Annotated in this window: 15 protein-coding genes and 4 pseudogenes; 11 read left to right on the top strand and 8 right to left on the bottom strand. The window is 56.7% G+C overall.

The genetic code is table 11. The annotated features are described in order from the left end of the window. Positions 1-78 precede the first annotated feature (78 nt). The 3 genes and pseudogenes from R6X40_RS24095 to R6X40_RS24085 all read left to right on the top strand — a co-directional run. Entirely contained in the window at positions 79-834 is a 756-nt protein-coding gene (locus tag R6X40_RS24095; RefSeq protein ID WP_318416767.1) for a response regulator transcription factor, read from the top strand. A gap of 155 nt (positions 835-989) precedes the next feature. Then, positions 990-1,130 (top strand): annotated as a pseudogene (locus tag R6X40_RS24090) (IS6 family transposase); the annotation flags it as partial. Then, positions 1,118-1,261: pseudogene (locus R6X40_RS24085) on the top strand (segregation and condensation protein B); the annotation flags it as partial. The pseudogenes R6X40_RS24090 and R6X40_RS24085, both read left to right, overlap by 13 nt. Before the next feature lie 61 nt (positions 1,262-1,322). Here R6X40_RS24085 and R6X40_RS24080 read toward each other — a convergent pair. Together R6X40_RS24080 and R6X40_RS24075 are read right to left on the bottom strand one after the other, a co-directional pair. Continuing rightward, the gene (locus tag R6X40_RS24080) at positions 1,323-1,901 is read right to left on the bottom strand and encodes a PIN domain-containing protein (protein WP_318416765.1); all 579 of its coding nucleotides are present in this window, start codon (positions 1,899-1,901) and stop codon (positions 1,323-1,325) included. Beyond that, complete coding sequence (locus tag R6X40_RS24075) at positions 1,891-2,337, bottom strand: DNA-binding protein (protein ID WP_318416762.1); 447 nt, start codon at positions 2,335-2,337, stop codon at positions 1,891-1,893. Before R6X40_RS24075 ends, R6X40_RS24080 begins: the two co-directional genes overlap by 11 nt. A 418-nt stretch (positions 2,338-2,755) precedes the next feature. Here R6X40_RS24075 and R6X40_RS24070 point away from each other — a divergent pair, with 418 nt between their 5' ends. The 3 genes and pseudogenes from R6X40_RS24070 (at position 2,756) to R6X40_RS24060 (ending at position 5,642) form a co-directional block, all read left to right on the top strand. Beyond that, positions 2,756-3,754 (top strand): IS5 family transposase, encoded by a 999-nt coding sequence (locus R6X40_RS24070; RefSeq protein ID WP_318416761.1) that lies wholly within the window; start codon positions 2,756-2,758, stop codon positions 3,752-3,754. Between the two features lie 602 nt (positions 3,755-4,356). Next, positions 4,357-4,713, top strand: a complete 357-nt coding sequence (locus R6X40_RS24065; RefSeq protein ID WP_412178451.1) for a toprim domain-containing protein — start codon at positions 4,357-4,359, stop codon at positions 4,711-4,713. A gap of 218 nt (positions 4,714-4,931) precedes the next feature. Continuing rightward, positions 4,932-5,642 (top strand): annotated as a pseudogene (locus tag R6X40_RS24060) (IS6 family transposase). Between the two features lie 344 nt (positions 5,643-5,986). Here R6X40_RS24060 and R6X40_RS24055 read toward each other — a convergent pair. From R6X40_RS24055 to R6X40_RS24035, 5 genes and pseudogenes are all read right to left on the bottom strand, one after another. Further along, entirely contained in the window at positions 5,987-6,334 is a 348-nt protein-coding gene (locus R6X40_RS24055; RefSeq protein ID WP_318416760.1) for a hypothetical protein, read from the bottom strand. Between the two features lie 55 nt (positions 6,335-6,389). Beyond that, on the bottom strand, positions 6,390-6,812 hold the full coding sequence (locus R6X40_RS24050; protein WP_318416758.1) for a type II toxin-antitoxin system VapC family toxin: 423 nt from the start codon (positions 6,810-6,812) through the stop codon (positions 6,390-6,392). Beyond that, a complete protein-coding gene (locus R6X40_RS24045) occupies positions 6,809-7,075 on the bottom strand; it encodes a type II toxin-antitoxin system Phd/YefM family antitoxin (RefSeq protein WP_318416755.1) in 267 nt (88 codons plus the stop codon). The genes R6X40_RS24050 and R6X40_RS24045 overlap by 4 nt, the downstream gene beginning before the upstream one ends. Positions 7,076-7,162: 87 nt before the next feature. After that, a pseudogene (locus R6X40_RS24040) lies at positions 7,163-8,295 on the bottom strand (tyrosine-type recombinase/integrase). A gap of 65 nt (positions 8,296-8,360) precedes the next feature. Next, positions 8,361-9,113, bottom strand: a complete 753-nt coding sequence (locus tag R6X40_RS24035; RefSeq protein ID WP_318416752.1) for an IS6 family transposase — start codon at positions 9,111-9,113, stop codon at positions 8,361-8,363. Positions 9,114-9,521: 408 nt separating this feature from the next. Between R6X40_RS24035 and R6X40_RS24030 the strand changes: the two genes are divergently transcribed. Together R6X40_RS24030 and R6X40_RS24025 are read left to right on the top strand one after the other, a co-directional pair. Then, entirely contained in the window at positions 9,522-11,318 is a 1,797-nt protein-coding gene (locus R6X40_RS24030) for an arylsulfatase (RefSeq protein ID WP_318416750.1), read from the top strand. An 833-nt stretch (positions 11,319-12,151) separates the two neighbouring features. Continuing rightward, a complete protein-coding gene (locus tag R6X40_RS24025) occupies positions 12,152-12,619 on the top strand; it encodes a truncated hemoglobin (RefSeq protein ID WP_318416748.1) in 468 nt (155 codons plus the stop codon). A 9-nt stretch (positions 12,620-12,628) separates the two neighbouring features. On the opposite strand, the gene recX is transcribed toward R6X40_RS24025, so the two are convergent. Beyond that, the gene (recX, locus tag R6X40_RS24020) at positions 12,629-13,183 is read right to left on the bottom strand and encodes a recombination regulator RecX (protein WP_412178455.1); all 555 of its coding nucleotides are present in this window, start codon (positions 13,181-13,183) and stop codon (positions 12,629-12,631) included. A gap of 263 nt (positions 13,184-13,446) precedes the next feature. Here recX and R6X40_RS24015 point away from each other — a divergent pair, with 263 nt between their 5' ends. The 3 genes from R6X40_RS24015 to R6X40_RS24000 all read left to right on the top strand — a co-directional run bounded on the left by R6X40_RS24015 (position 13,447) and on the right by R6X40_RS24000 (position 15,208). After that, the gene (locus tag R6X40_RS24015) at positions 13,447-13,878 is read left to right on the top strand and encodes a hypothetical protein (protein ID WP_318416743.1); all 432 of its coding nucleotides are present in this window, start codon (positions 13,447-13,449) and stop codon (positions 13,876-13,878) included. Between the two features lie 199 nt (positions 13,879-14,077). Continuing rightward, positions 14,078-14,257 carry a hypothetical protein gene (locus tag R6X40_RS24010; RefSeq protein ID WP_318416741.1) on the top strand — a complete coding sequence of 60 codons (180 nt, stop codon included), beginning with the start codon at positions 14,078-14,080 and terminating at the stop codon, positions 14,255-14,257. A 198-nt stretch (positions 14,258-14,455) separates the two neighbouring features. After that, on the top strand, positions 14,456-15,208 hold the full coding sequence (locus tag R6X40_RS24000) for an IS6 family transposase (protein WP_318416738.1): 753 nt from the start codon (positions 14,456-14,458) through the stop codon (positions 15,206-15,208). Positions 15,209-15,360: the final 152 nt, after the last annotated feature.

Genomic DNA, 15,360 nt, shown 5'->3' with positions numbered 1-15,360 from the left:
CGCGCGGCAGGCTAGGTATCTGAAAAAGGCCGCGCAAGCGCCCGGCACGACTGCATTCAAGACGACGATAGCGAAGCCATGACAACGAATAATGCGCATCGGTTGAACGGAAATGATCCCGTCAGACTGATACTTGTCGAAGATGATTTCGACCTGCGCCAGGGCCTGACGGATTTTCTCCGCCTTAACGCGTTTGCGGTGACGGCAGTGGCAAATGGCAGAGAATTCGATCAGGCATTCGCTACGGAAATGTTCGATGTCGCCATCGTTGACGTAAACTTGCCCGATACCAATGGGTTCGACCTCACACGGTTGATTTCTGGTAAGACGAATATTGGCATTATAATGTTGACTGCGCGCACGATGCGGGAGGACAGGCTTAAAGGCTATGCCGAGGGAGCCAATCTATATTTGACTAAGCCGGTTGACGGCGATGAGCTCGTTTTTGCAATCAGGAATCTTGCCGGTCGGATTAAGCAGGCTGGTGGCACATCATCAGCACGAAGCGAATCTGGTCCGAACTGGTACTACGATGGCACCGCCCAGCGACTTGTGTCGCCGCAGGGAACGGCAATCATCCTATCCGGGCGCGAAGCCAAGTTGCTCGTAAAACTCGCCGAAGAGAAGGGGCGGGTCGTTTCGCGCGCGGTGCTGTCCCGCGCTATGGGCTATCCGGAGACCAGCTTGGAGACCCGAAGCATCGACGCTGTCTTGCGGCGACTACGCTCAAAGGCGCGGGATGCGGGCATCGCATTGCCAATTCACGTAACGCATGCATTGGGCTTTCATTTTGCTGGAGCGATCGATCTATCTCCATCGACAGGACGCCTTTAGAATTTGTGCACACTTTCGACACAACAGCTTGGGTAAATGGGGATCGGATTGCGGCTGGCGAGCGCTGTTTTCTATATGTCGCGCGTAACAAGCGAGGAGCGTGTCAGGCACTGTAAATTTAACCAGCCGTCGAGGAAAATGTGGGATCAGGCGGTATGACCAGATCGTTTCGTGATCCCCTATATCGTCGCCACCGTTTTCCCGCTGAGGTGATTGCCCGCGCCGTCTGGCTATACTTCCGGTTTCCGCTGAGCCTGCGGATGGTCGAAGATCTGCTGGCGGGACGAAGCATTTCCTCTCCGCCTTTGGTATGGAAACGCTGCGTGATCTGCCCGACATCGAGGCGCTTGAGGATGCGGGGCTGCTCAGTCGGCAGGTTGTTCAGAATGAACTTCTATCAGCCGAGGCGGACCCTGATGGGGAGTAAAGTCGCCGATCGCCGTGTTAGGAGTTTCACTAACCCTCGCTTCATCTGGACCTCGTCGGATCTAGTTCAGCGCGGTGATGTTCCGGTTCAACGCGTCTGAAAACTTCTTTAACCCGCCTCGCTGAAGTGCGTCCACGAAGGCCTCAGCCGATGGCGTTGTCGTGCGAAGATTGCGCCGAGCACTTTTAACGCTTGAGATGAGCGCGTCTGGAAACGCAGCATGGAGAGCGATCAGAAAATCATCCGGCGACTGGCTGGTCACACCGGAGGAGAGCATGTCTCGTGCTGGAAAATCCTTGAGGTTCCATGTGACGATAACGGAGGCTTTCCCTGCGATGGCGGCTGCGAGAACATGCTGATCGTCAGGGTCAGGTAATTTGAGGTTCGTGATCAACGGGAGATAGTCCGCCACGTCTGCGTCCGGCAGGACGGCCTTCATCCGATCACGCGTGGCTGCCAGACGTTCTATGGGCAAACCTGGTGTGTTGGCGACAAGATTGCGCATCCACTCATCGTGGATGTCGTCAGTCCAGCGCGCCTCGACAAGGCCATCGAAGGCGCACTGGATCAGGACATTGCGCAGATGAAACGGATAGAGGACGCAGGCATCATAGACCGCGATGGGCGGTTTAGAGGCCATGGGTCTGAATCAGGTCCTCGGTGTCTTCGGCAAGCGCGTCCATCGCAACCTGCCGGGTGTCAAGCCGGGCTTTCAGGACGAGCACATCCTTCAACAGAGCGCGGCGGTGTTTGCCGACGTAACGGAATGGCAGATCACCCCGGTCCATGCGAAGCACGACGAGCGGCCGTGAGACGCCGAGAATAGCCGACACCTCGGTCGGGCTCAGTTCCTGGTCTTCAGCGAGCACTGCTACACGCTCGCCGCGAAGCATATGCGCCAAAAGCGTTTCCACTGCCGCGGCCGCTGAGGGCGGTATCGAGTGTGTCTGCTTCTCACCACCTTCGTGTCTAACATGCAGCTCCAGCCTGTCTCCCTCGGCCAATTTCGGCAGGGGCAGCGCTACCTTACGGTCGCGATCCGACAATCCGGCGAAATGGATGAGTTGGCTGGCCATGACGATTTCTCCTTGATCGCCAATATAATACGCGAGGGCTCTAAGTGCAATAACTGAAAGGGCGTAGACGAGCCGTTTGGCTGTGATGGTCGTGGGAAATATTGCCTCCATGCACGCGGCCAGTCTGTTCGTGGTCGCGCAAAATTAACGCAAGTATTCAATTCGCGCTAGCGAGGTTCAATACGATTAATATTTACGAGATGACTCCGATAAGGGATACTTATCGGAGGTTAGCAGTCAATCATGTTAAGTGAGGAACCAAAATATTCGGATAGAGTTACTTTAGTAAATCGTTTTTCATGAATCAATGGCTTACGATCACACGAAAATCGGCATGACAGCGGCGTTGGTGCGGGGATCAAATTTGAACGTTTTCCAACTATGGGGCTACGATAGAACATAGCAAGATTGATCCAGCATGCCGCATAAGCATAACGCCGCCCGCCGTCATCACATCGGTAAAATGAAGTTCAGGGTGACGAACTGGGCGGAGTATGAGGCGGGCCTTCGCCGCCGTGGCAGTTTGACCCTTTGGATAACGCCGCAAGCGTTGGCAGGTTGGACAGCCCCACGTCGCAAGACGCGTGGTGGCCAGCCTCTTTATTCGGATCTTGCGATCGAAGCCACTCTGATGCTGGGCATGGTATTCGGATTGCGTTTGCGCCAGAGTGAAGGGCTTGTGAGTTCGGTGCTTGACATGATGGGATTGGATTTGGCTGTGCCCGATCACTCCACGCTGAGCCGAAGGGCCAGAACCTGGAAGCTATCGGCAAGGAGCAACGACCGGCAGCATGTGGCGGGCGGACCCATTCACGTTCTGGTCGACAGTACCGGGTTGAAGATCTATGGCGCGGGACAACGGCTCGAGGAGAAGCATAGCGTAAAGTCCCGCCGTGGCTGGCGAAAGCTGCATCTGGCTGTCGATGCCGACAGTGGCGAGATCATTGCACATAGTCTGACAGATCAGGACACCGGCGATGCCTCGCAGCTGGAGCCTTTACTGGATCAGATCGATGATGAGATCGACCAGCTCACTGCCGATGGCGCCTATGACGGCACTCCCACCTATGAAGCAGTGCTGCGTCACAGCCCAGGCGCCAAGATCGTGATTCCACCGCGCTCGAATGCAGTTGAACGGCCCTGCGCCCAAGCATCCTGTCAGAGAGACGACCACATTGCCGCCATGCAGGCAGATGGTCGGCTGAAATGGCAGGCATCTACCGGCTATGGCAAACGAGCTTTGGTTGAAACCGCGATGGGTCGATACAAGGGCGTCATCGGTCCGCGGCTCCGTGCTCGTTCATTCCGCGCGCAGCAGACTGAAGCTGTGATCGGCGTCGCCATCCTTAACCGAATGCTCGCCTGCGGACGCCCGAAATCCGTTCGTTGCCAAGCATCGACGGGAGCAGCCAAATAATCGGCCCATCAAAGACCGACTTCCGCACATTTGCTAATCCCCGCACCAACGCCCAAATTTTGGTCACTAGCAACCGGTGCTGCCATACTGACCAAATTTTATATCGAAATATTGGACAGTATGGTGGCAGCATGCAGAATTCGACGTAACTGTGATGTTCCCAACCGTTGCACACCGGAGACAACGAGGCCTCCACAGAAGGGGGTGACGTCGCCCTGTCGGGGCGGGCTGTGGCTACGCACAAGCCTCGGGACGCGAGTCTTCTCCCTTCGGGCTTTCATCCCTGACGCGTTCAATGACCACGTGGTCTGGCGCATCGAGCGTTGCTGCACAGTTCCCCTTTTCGGAAAGCCAAAAGCAGCAACTGCCCAACACCTTCCTTGTATCGGAACCTGCAGGTCGCCTGATCAGCAAGCGGCAGGCATTCAGGCCGAACGCAATGGATCTCCACCCATTGGCGTTTCCAATTCCCGCTCTTGTGTCTGGCAATCCCTAATCCGGTCTCGTCCTTGGACGGTCAACCCGCATATGTGGAACGGCCCGCGGTGCAAGGTGCATCTTTCCGATTTCATCACCCGGGAACGGTGCGGTCATACGTCAGCTTGGCCGCGATCGAGCAGACAAGACCGGACACGCTCTATGTCAGCACCGGTGGCGGCTGGTCGCCGTTGACCGCGCAGGCGTTGGAGACCTTGGCTTCCGGGGAGGGCGCGTGGCTCGTGGCCGCGACCGACAACAATGTTCGGGGTGAGGTCTTTGCCGATCGTCTGCGCCAGATGGCGGAATGCGCCGGTTGTGATTTCTCGCGGCTGAGGCCGGAAGCTGGGGACTGGAATGAGGAATTGAAGGTGAGGAGGGAAAGAGGAGAGCTGCCGCATACGCGGCCCAACGCATCAAGGGTGAAGCTGCCGCCCGCCCGACGGCGGCCCTTGACCCGCTGCCCGCGAGGCGCCGGCTGAGGAGGGGTAATCAAAGGACTGAACAGTGGGGTCGATCAGGCTTCGCTTCAGCCGCAACCCCTAAGGAGCCGCAGATGTTCGTTTCCCCCCGGCTATCCGTAAAGTGTTCGAAGGCGTCGCCAGCCGCCATTTAGATGTACGCCGTGTTCAACCGCCACGCCCAGGCGCCATGGCATTGCCAAGTTCTTTGAGACGTTGACTTCGATTATCGATGCGGCATGAAAATGCCTGGCTCATTTCCTCGGCTGAAGGGGGTTCGTTTTCCGCGTGAGATCGTCGCCTATGCGGTTTGGGCCTATCACCGGTTTGCCCTGAGCACAGCCGATGTGGAAGACCTGCTTGCCGAGCGCGGCGTGATTTTCAGCCGGGAAACTGTTCGGCTCTGGGTCGACCGCTTTGGCCGCCATTTTGCGAATTGCATCCGCAGGGACCGGCCAAAGCCGAACGACAAGTGGCATCTGGATGAGGCCGTCATAACGATTGGCGGCAAGAAATTCTGGCTGTGGCGCGCCATCGACGCGGACGGTGATGTTCTCGACATCCTGGTTCAAGCTCGCCGCAACACCAGGGCTGCCAAGCGTTTCTTCTCCAGGCTGGTCAGACAATTTGGTCGACCACGCGTCGTCGTGACGGACAAACTTGGCAGCTACGTCAAGCCGATCCAGACCATCGCGCCAAATGCCGATCATCGGGCTCACAAGGGCCTGAACAACAGAATTGAAAACTCCCACTGATTGACCAGAAAACGCGAGAAGATCATGGGGCGGTTCAAATCGCAGCGTCAGGCACAGCGCTTCCTGTCAGCCCACGATCAAATCAACACGATCTTTCGTCCCCGCCGCTACAATCTTACCTCCATCTCATACCGCTGCGCTCGGGCTGATGCGTTCAGCCTGTGGGCCGAGTACACCGCTGAAATGAAGGCCTGATTTGTAAACGCCCACGTCAAGCTCAAACAGAGTCAAACAACTTGGCAATGCCGAGCGCGGAATGGAAGTGATGACCTGCAGGATTTTCCGGTCGGTGTTGCGCAGGAATTTCGCCTCGGAGCGGCTATGTCAATTCTCCATGCTATAGGCTGTGGAGGTCGGTGACATCGTCCCGTCTTTCAAAATCCTCCCCGATCGGATCTCAAGCCGCAGCAGGGGCATGGAGGCACGGTCGTGCTCCGGCGACAGAATATAGATCAGCCGTTGGGGACGATCGTCTTCATCCCCCTGGCTCCTGGCGTCGGCCTGTCGCAGGCGGTTGAGCCAGTCGGCAACGGGGCTGGTCAATGACAGTGGAGCTGGGTCCGTGGTGCCCGGTGCATCGTCGAGGTGCCCATTGTCGTCGATGGCTTTGCAACCAGTCCATGCAGCAGGCCTGCCGCGACGTGTTTGCAATTGAAGGCAACGAGGCAGGAGCAATCCCCCTCGATGAGCACCCGTCCCCTATGAATTGTTTCGATGGAAATGCTCTGACGATACGGTTTGCGGTCCGATCCCTGCACATGAGCGGTAATGCCACTATCGCCATCCCACTGAAATGCAATGACGCGCCCTTGGCGCTGATAGGCCTTACCGGCCGAAAATGCGTTGGCGTCCACGGCGCGCATAATATCGCTGTCAGAATAGTTCACATAGCCGTCGTCGCTTGAGCCGTGAATAGAGGGTTAAGATGAAACAGGGGGCTGATCAGTCCGCCCATGGGTCGATGATATCTATTCCGAATCCTCCGAAATCCTTGGTGTTACGTGTCGCAAGCGTCAACTGATGAGCGACGGCAGTGGCTGCAATCAGCCCGTCCATCGAGGCGAGCCCACGACCGCTTAGCTTGGCAAGCGCCATGAGATCGCCCCAGGCCAGGGCGACAGGCCCCTCCACCGGAATAGTCCTGTTTTCGAAGCGCTGAGACAGGTCATGCGTGAGCCATTCTCCCAGGGCATCGCGTTTTCGCCCGCTGTCCATCAAAGCGATGCCGCGGCGAATTTCAGCAATCGATATGATGCTGATGAACGTACGGTCTTCGTCCAGCCCGTGAAGCCACTTCAAAACACCTTCATCGGGACGAGGTTTTGTAACTTCCGACAGGACGTTCGTATCCAAGAGAAGTCTCATAGTGACAGGTCACGCGGCTCGTCGTGTTGTCTCTCAAAATCCAGATCGGCGCCGCGCAGAGGCGATGCCAACAGAAATTCCGCGAGAGATCCCCTGCGCGCAGTCTTCTTCTGCCACTCTTCTGCAGAAACGACGACCACGCTCGGCTTTCCATTGCGGGTAATCGTCTGAGGCGCCAACTGCGCGCGCTCCATGACTTCCGAAAGCTTTGCCTTCGCGCCAGCGACCGTCCAACTCATATCATCGTGCGTTGATGTTTGCATCGTTTCACCTATAACCAGAATGACCATAGTGACTATAATGCGCGAACGGTCTTTCTGCAAGCACTTGGCCGGCAGGGGAGGGGCTAGCTAAAGCCCTGAAGCTTTCGTTAGATTCACGCGAAAGCGATCCCGTCGCCGCTGATATCTGCGGGTCATCTCCGCAGAAGCATGACTAAGCTGTTTCTAGACGTAGCGTTCGTCGACCTCGGCAGAGGAGGCAAGACCAGCACGAAGGGAATGACCGGAGAACTTGAAGGCGCGCTCGATCTCGCTGAGATCGCCGCGAACGCCTGCGGCCATTGCAGCGGGGTTCACAAGCCGCGCCACCTCCTTGTCGTTCAATCGCTCTGACCCAACAGATTTGCCCTGTCCCGTGACCCGACGGAAGAGGGGACCGTGCGCAAGTTTGGCGAACTTGACCCAGGTCTCGACTGCCGCGATCGGGCAGGTGGAGTGTGAAGAACCGCGGCCAATTTCGATTTCCCGCCATCCAGTTTTGCCGCGCAGGGTGACAAGCATTCCCTTATCGAGGATTTCGATCCAGCCGCGCCCATCTTCGGTCTTGTCCGGCTTCAGATCAAAGCCAACGATCTCAGAACGGCGAAGACCACCGATAAAGCCGTTGAGCAACATGGCACGGTCGCGCAGGCCGCGCAGCGAACCGCGGTCGAGCCTCTCGACCATGGCGATTATATCCTCTGCCATGACCGCCTCCTTCTGCACCGGCGGCCTAGCATGGCTGTTGCGAATCCCGACCATATCGGTTGCGATGTGCCGGTCCCTACGATCGAGGGCGAGCCCGCGCTGCGCAAAATTCCAGGATAGCGAGGACAGGCGGCGCTCGATCGTGGAAACAGAGTTCGCCTTGGCTCCTTTCTCGGCCGTGCCGGAAGCGCCGGCGGTGATATAGAGCCCGACGATTTGCGGGTGTGGCGGGAGCGCAGCCAGATTGGACCGCCGACACCAAGCGGCAAAGTGCTTCCAGTCCGAAGCGTAAGCCTTGCGGGTATTCGCAGAACTCGCCGCGTCGACGTAACCCCTGGCGCGATCGGCGAGGCTGGCAAGATGCGCTGGGGTCTGATCCCCAACGACGAGAGAGGGGAAGGGGTGTCGTGCGACACCTCCGGCGCGGAAACATCACCGCTAGAAGCCATGTTGAGAGAAGGCGCTGAGGTCTCTTCGACGTGAATCTCACTGTTCTGGTCGATGATTTGGGTCATTTCTCTATAAAGGCGTGTCGCAAAGATTTTCGGGGACCGCAATTATCCCGTGAATGGCCAGCTTTTCATGCTTTGTTAACTTTTTGAAGTCCGAACAGGCGGGCAAGCAGATCATTCTGATCGTTGACAGTCCAGCCACCGGAAAAGCCGAATCCCTTTCGCAACCACAGCATGGCTTCGAAGCCCGCGATTGTTCGTCGGGCCGTGTTGAATGACCGGAACCCGCCGACTTTCCGCATCTTCTTCTTGACCCGGAAATGGTCGCTTTCGATGCCTTGCTGGAGATGCTTGGTGACATAATGCACGGGGTCGGGATGGAGCAGTCCCTCTTCGACCGATGTTTTGATCGTGGAAGGAAAGATATTAGCGCCGTCGGTGCCGATCTTGCCTGGCGAAAGCAAAGGCTCATCCTTCAGCATCTTGCGGAAGAAGCGCTTGGCAGCGTCGAGGTCACGCTTCGCAGTCAGCAGGAAATCCACCGGATTGCCGTGCTTATCGATAGCCCGGTACACATAGCGCCATTGACCCCGAATTTTGACATAGGTTTCATCGACGCGGATCGAACCACAATGTGGCTTCCGGAACCGGCGCAACCGCTTCTCGATCATCGGGGCATAGGCCAAAACCCAACGATTGCTGCTGCTGTGATCCACCTCGAAGCCGCGTTTCGTGAACATTTTTTCCAGATTACGGTAGCTCAGCGGATAGCGCAAATACCAGGAAACCGCCTGAATGATCAGCCCCGCTTCAAACTGACGTCCCTTGAAATCGTCTTTCGACTGGCGCTTCAGCTTTTCGGCAATGGTATTGAGGATCATGATCCGGCACTCCAACAAATCGGAACACCGTTTCACCATCCAAATCTCAAATCTGCGTAAACTGCAAAACTTTGCGACACGACCAGATTGCGCGATGATTGCTATTCAGGCGTGCGAAGTGTCGTTAACGTGGTGACGAATACACGCCCTGAAAGCGGCCACTAGGTAATGAAACGAGCGATCTATCCGGTCGCCAAAAACGTATGACAGCCCTCGTCTCCAACGAGGCGTCTGCCGGTACTTTACCGTGATTGTAACTGTTACGTACTTGCTCAAGCTGGTGGAACTGTCACCGTGTCGGTGCGGCGATCAGTCACTGCAACAGTTCTCAACCGCAAACCAATCGCCTCGCAAATTTAACAGGTTTTAACTGCCGATCCCATCAAGGACGAACAGGAGAACGTTAGAATGAACAGAGACGATCAAGACGACCCATCCGAAGCCAAAGGCCGTGCGCGGCTGAGCCGGCGCGATCTCCTGCTGGCGGGCAGCGCGCTGACGGCCGCAGCCATTGCTGTTCCGGCAGTACGCCCCTTACAGGCGGAGACACCAAAAGCTGCTGCGGGCGGCCAGCCAAACATTCTGGTTATGTTCGGTGATGATGTCGGTGTCGCCAATATCAGCGCCTATTCCAACGGCCTGATGGGATACGAGACACCGCACCTCGACAGCATCGCCCGCGATGGGGTCAAGTTCCAGCACTATTACGCGGAGCAGTCGTGCACCGCTGGCCGTTCGGCATTCCTCACCGGGCAGCACATCATACGGACCGGTCTCAGCAAGGTGGGCTTCCCCGGCGCGCCGATGGGCATGAGCCAGCTTGATCCATCGATCGGCGGGCTCCTCAAGAACCTCGGATACGCCACCGGCCAATTCGGCAAGAACCATGTTGGAGACCGGAATCCGTCACTGCCGACAGTGAATGGCTTCGACGAGTTCTTCGGCAACCTCTACCACCTCAATGCCGAGGAAGAGCCAGAGCTTCCCGATTACCCGAAAGACCCGGCTTACGCCGCCAAATTTGGCCCTCGTGGGGTTCTCCACTGCAAGGCAACCGACATCGACGACCCGACGGAAGACCCCCGCTTCGGCCGGATCGGCAAGCAAACCATCGAGGACACCGGCGCGCTGACAAAGAAGCGCATGGAGACGATCGACGACGAGACGTCCGCCGCCGCCATCGACTTCATGAAGCGGCAACAGACCGCAGGCAAGCCGTTCTTCACGTGGTTCAATGCAACACGGATGCACCTCAGGACCCACGTTCGGGAAAGCCATCGCGGCCGCTATACACACGGCGACAGCGAATACATCGATGGCATGATGGAGCATGACGATACAATCGGCACGATCCTCAAGGCCCTCGATGACATGGGCATCGCGGACAATACCATCGTCCTCTACACGAGTGATAACGGACCGCACATGAACACGTGGCCGGATGCCGCGATGACGTATTTCCGGTCGGAGAAGAACACCAATTGGGAAGGCGCCTTCCGTGTACCGTGCTTCATTCGCTGGCCGGGCGTTATCGCGCCGGGCACAGTCACCAACGAGTTGATGAGCCACAACGACTGGGTTCCGACACTGTGCGCGATTGCCGGCGAACCGGATATCATTGCCAAGCTGAAAGCCGGTTACACCGCCAACGGGAACGAATACAAGGTTCATCTCGACGGCTACGATCAGTCCACGTTCCTGAAGACGGTCACAGGGAGTGCCGCCAACAACAACGGCGCAAAGAGTGCCCGAAAGACGTTCTTTTACTCGGATGACGACGGCCTCCTGGTGGCGATGCGCCAGGGCGATTACAAATACGTCTTCTCCGAGCAGCGGATGGAGGGAACAATGGGGCTGTGGGCGGAGCCGTTCACGACGCTGCGCCTTCAGAAGATATTCAATCTGTTCCAGGACCCATTCGAGCGGGCTGATATCACATCCAATACGTTCTGGGATTGGCAGCTCAATCACGTCGGCAGCGCGTACGGCATGATGGATGAGGTGTTCCAGTTCGTGGCCACATTCAAGGAGTTCCCGCCACGCTCCTTCCCGCCGTCCTTCAATCCGGCCAATGTCATGGAGTCCACGCTCGACGACATCAAGCGGCGTGAGGAATTCAAGAAGAACCTCGACCTCGATAGAATACGGGGTGGGCTCAACAGAATGATAGACGACGCGATCCAGAACAAGGCAACGCCTCAATAGGCTCGATCCTCAGCCCGGCTCGCCAAACGGTGAGCCGGGCTCACAAGCTTGATAGGTCAGCTATCGGCGCGAAGCGGAAGACAGCTTCCGGCCCAAAGCGGCGGTTGGATGCTTGCTATCTCCGCGCTATTCCTATCGCGTTAGCTAGTATTGTTGGCTAGAGCGGGGTGTTTGCGCCGATGCAGGTCGCATATGATATCCAATATAGCGCCCCGGCGGCGAACAACAGCACCTCCGCGTTCAAGCAACGAAATCTTGGTGTGTTAAGTCCGGAAACGCGCGAGAGAGCCGAAAAGGCTGTCGCCCCATGGCATTCGTCAGGAAATTTCTGAATGGCCGTGGCGTGTAAGTACAACTTCTGCAATCAGTGATTTCCTGCCATGGCGGAAGTCGGCCCTAACCTGTCAGTGGCAGCCACGCGCAGATGGGCAGCTTAGCGCCCGGTAACGTGACAACTCCGCGCTAGGCGCTCAAACCGGAGAGAAGCGAGCCGCCGAAGCGATCCGGTCTCCTCTCCTGTTCGGCGGGCGGCCGAAACTCCGCTCAGCATGATTCTCGATACAACTTGACGGCCGGCAGAGCGCCGGTCGGCACTACAGAGCGAACGCATCCACATCCCGTAAAATCGCTCGCTGGTCCATCAGCCAGGTGCAGGCGACCGATGTGCTCTTCCGTTGACGGAGCTGGCTGTCTTCTCACGGGAATAAATCATGCATCTCTTGCGCAGATTTGGCCGGTTGGACAGAAAGCCGCAGCTGCCTGTTGGCCCTTGGGTGACGCAGTCACAGTCACTATATGAGCTGGGCTGGCAGTTTGGCAGACGAGGGTCGGGGATGAACAACGAGTTTCAGGGCCGCTCTGCACATGGAGTGGCGATCCGCGAACATGCTGAGGCCGAGATGAAAGCAATCGGCATCGATGAGGCGTTCGTCGGTATCCTGGTCGATACTTTTTATGGCCGTGTGCTGGCGCATCCGGACCTTGGGCCGGTCTTCGACGCACGATTGAAAGGCCGTTGGCCGGAGCACATCGAAAAAATGAAGAGCTTCTGGTCCGCAGTTGCTTTCAGAAGCGGCGCATACGGCGGAAAGCCGGTCCAGGCGCATCTGGGCGTCGCCAATATGGCGCCAGATCTTTTTTCGAAGTGGCTGGAGCTATTTGGCGAAACACTTGATGAAATTGCCCCGAATGCGGAAGCCAAGGCGTGGTTCATGGCGACAGCAGAGCGCATCGCGCGAAGCCTGACGCTCGCACTTTTCTACAACCCGGCACTCGACGACCCGGCCTTGAAGCGCTCCTGAGTTCAGGGCTTAGAAATTACGGTTGGCACATAATCTCTCTTCGGCTTCTGCTGGCGACATCTCGAAAACTGTTTTGCCAATATCGAAGCTAAAGCCCGCCCTGGCAAAGGCGGAGAGCTCTTTTGCCTTCCGATTTTCGTCGAGCACAGCCTTACGAAATGGGCCAAAGGCCCGTTTTCGGGCAAAGACAAGGGCGGCGTTTAAGTCGCTGACATCAGCGACCGCAGCTTCGACGATATCGGCCGCTACGCCCGTCATCGACAGTTTCCGGGCTATTGCCCGCTTAGACTTTCCGCTGCGGATACCGGAATGAGTACTGATTTCTGCATAAGCTGTATCGTTCAGACCGTTGTTGTCATACGCAAACTTTACAGCGGCGTCGGCCAGTGCCTTGACCTGCGGACCACTGATTCCATCAAATTTTTCCCGTGCCTTCTCCGAAATGGCGTCGAAGAGCTGCTTTTCGGTGTGCATTCTTCGGCCAAGTCGATAGGTGGCCGAATTGCGTGCCCATGAGAGCATGCGCGGCGTGGGTATGCCGGATTGCTGCATTCCGTCGTCCAGATCCAGTTTCAGATCCCTCCTTCAAAAGTTTATGTCGTCGGATTGGCTCTTTGTTGCCGACCGAAAATAGCCGTCATCTTCTCGAAGAAAGCGATTTCCGTAGACTGTAAGCCAAATCTTTCGGTCCGTGCAGCCCAACAATGCGGCAAGCCTCTTCCCAGTTAGAGGAAAGTTTTGCAATACAGTCTGTGTGGGAGATTCGCTTCTGAGGGGCTGCTCGCTACCGGCTGGATAGGCCGAACTCAAAGTATTGCGGTGGGGCAATGGCTATTTTCTTTCGAACCTCAATCGACGAGAATTCTGCCTTCGAGCGGATCGATGATGCGTTATCGAGTGGCCAGAGTTTCGACGGTTACTTCAGTATTCACGGGGATCTTACGTTTTTGCGGCCTAGCGACATGCGCGCTGACGAATTCAGACAGCAGATTACCGACGCGCTGCGATCCGTCTGGGAGACGTCGCAGTTTTGGACAATCTACGTATGCGACGGGCAGAACGGCCTGACGGTCAACGAGATCACAGCCGCCGCTGTCCGGCTCAGCGCAAACTATTGTGGCGCGGTGATCGTTACGCTGAGTATTCTCGGACGGGCTTCTAGCTCTTCGGATCTTGAGCTAATCTTCCTGTGCTTCAGTCAGGAATCTGAGCGCCGAAACTTTCGCGCGCGCTACGAAGGCAAGTTCGTTTCGAAGTAGAGGAGCGGGCGGGCGGCCACGTGGAAAGCCTATGCTTGATCAAGCTCTGCCTGGCAATGGGGTGTTTCCCAGAATCGTTGTTCGGCTGATTTTCTATCGTGCTCCACTCGCACCGCGCCGTTCGCACTCTTGCTCGAACTAAATCTGGCCGCGCCTCGGAAACGAATTTAGCGCACAATTTCGTGTCGATGATAACTTGGTGAAAGAAGTCATCGCACCGCTGTTGGCAGGTGAGGTCGTGATCGATGGATCGACCCGGGGCTGGATGTTTCACTACAGCACTTTGAGCAAGAAACAGCTCGCGCGATTGAAGGAAAAGACAGGTTACGAATGGACCTTCCCTTCCTGTGGCCAACCTCATTGGGCTGCGGCATCCTAAACTTATTGGGCTGTCGAGGAAAATATCCGATCTGGTGGCATGACAAAATCTGCCCGAGATCCTCTTTAGCGTCGCCATCGTTTTCCCGCCGAGGTGATTGCGCATGCGGTTTGGCGGGCTTGTCGCAAATTTTCGGGCTTAATCGTATGTTGACCATAGGCATGGAATTTGCTGCTCCCAAAGTTGCGGAGCGAACCCATGATTCTGAATGCTATTGCCGAGAAGCTGAAGCGCCAGTCGAAGGATGACTTCAAAGACAGGCATTTCGAGGCATGGCTGATTGTACAGGCGGTTGCCTGGCACTTGCGCTACCCGCTCAGCTATCGGGGCCTGGAGGAGATGTTTCGCGAGCGGGGTTTCGAGGTCGATCATAGCACATTCAACCGCTGGGTATTGAGCTATGCGCCGATGATCGAGAAACGGCTGCGGCAGTTTCGGCGACCCCATTGCGGCTCGGTCCGGATCGATGAGACCTACGTCAAGATCCGCGGCAAATGGCGCTATCTGTACCGAGCCATCGATAAACACGGCAATCCGGTGGATTTCCTGCTGACCGCTAAGCGCGATCTCGACGCAGCCAAGCGGTTCTTCCGCAAGATGCTCAAAGGCGAGCCCTTGTTGTCGCCGAACAGGATCGGGACGGACGGGGCTAACACCTTCCCGTCAACGATCAAAACGTCGGTTGATGACGGGCTTCTCCATCCGGACCCCCTCCACTATGTCACCAAGCACCTCCAGCAAGGCATCGAAAGTGACCATTTCCGGGTAAAGAAGAACATGCCAAAGATCGGTGGCTTCCAATCCTTCAACACGGCGCGGCGAACCATCGCGGGCTTCGAGGCGATGCTGTGGTTGAGGAAAGGCTTTGGCTTTTCCGGCGGCTGGACCGTCAACGATCAAAACGATTTGCTTGCGCGCCTCTTTGGACTGCAAAAGGTCAACAAAGCATGAAAATGAGGATGCTCAGGGGGTAATCGCGCGCTCCGAATGTATTTGCGACAAGCCTTGCTTCCTAAGCCATTAGGATATCGCATACATCGGTCTCAAAGCACATGCTGTGATCTGTGACCGTTCAAACGGTTCCGGTATGCCTTTCGCTACAT

This window comes from Rhizobium sp. PL01 (genome assembly GCF_033447125.1).
In the GTDB taxonomy this organism is placed as follows: domain Bacteria; phylum Pseudomonadota; class Alphaproteobacteria; order Rhizobiales; family Rhizobiaceae; genus Pararhizobium.
Note: the sequence above shows the minus strand (reverse complement) of the source record. Positions and strands in the feature narration are given on the sequence as shown.

Bases quoted from the DNA above. Each gene is read 5' to 3' on its own strand.
- R6X40_RS24030 (WP_318416750.1), top strand. From the start codon at position 9,522: ATGAACAGAGACGATCAAGACGACCCATCCGAAGCCAAAGGCCGTGCG.
- R6X40_RS24015 (WP_318416743.1), top strand. From the start codon at position 13,447: ATGGCTATTTTCTTTCGAACCTCAATCGACGAGAATTCTGCCTTCGAG.
- R6X40_RS24070 (WP_318416761.1), top strand. From the start codon at position 2,756: ATGCCGCATAAGCATAACGCCGCCCGCCGTCATCACATCGGTAAAATG.
- R6X40_RS24025 (WP_318416748.1), top strand. From the start codon at position 12,152: ATGAACAACGAGTTTCAGGGCCGCTCTGCACATGGAGTGGCGATCCGC.
- R6X40_RS24045 (WP_318416755.1), bottom strand. From the start codon at position 7,075: ATGCAAACATCAACGCACGATGATATGAGTTGGACGGTCGCTGGCGCG.
- R6X40_RS24075 (WP_318416762.1), bottom strand. From the start codon at position 2,337: ATGGCCAGCCAACTCATCCATTTCGCCGGATTGTCGGATCGCGACCGT.
- R6X40_RS24080 (WP_318416765.1), bottom strand. From the start codon at position 1,901: ATGGCCTCTAAACCGCCCATCGCGGTCTATGATGCCTGCGTCCTCTAT.
- R6X40_RS24095 (WP_318416767.1), top strand. From the start codon at position 79: ATGACAACGAATAATGCGCATCGGTTGAACGGAAATGATCCCGTCAGA.
- R6X40_RS24000 (WP_318416738.1), top strand. From the start codon at position 14,456: ATGATTCTGAATGCTATTGCCGAGAAGCTGAAGCGCCAGTCGAAGGAT.
- R6X40_RS24035 (WP_318416752.1), bottom strand. From the start codon at position 9,113: ATGATCCTCAATACCATTGCCGAAAAGCTGAAGCGCCAGTCGAAAGAC.
- R6X40_RS24050 (WP_318416758.1), bottom strand. From the start codon at position 6,812: ATGAGACTTCTCTTGGATACGAACGTCCTGTCGGAAGTTACAAAACCT.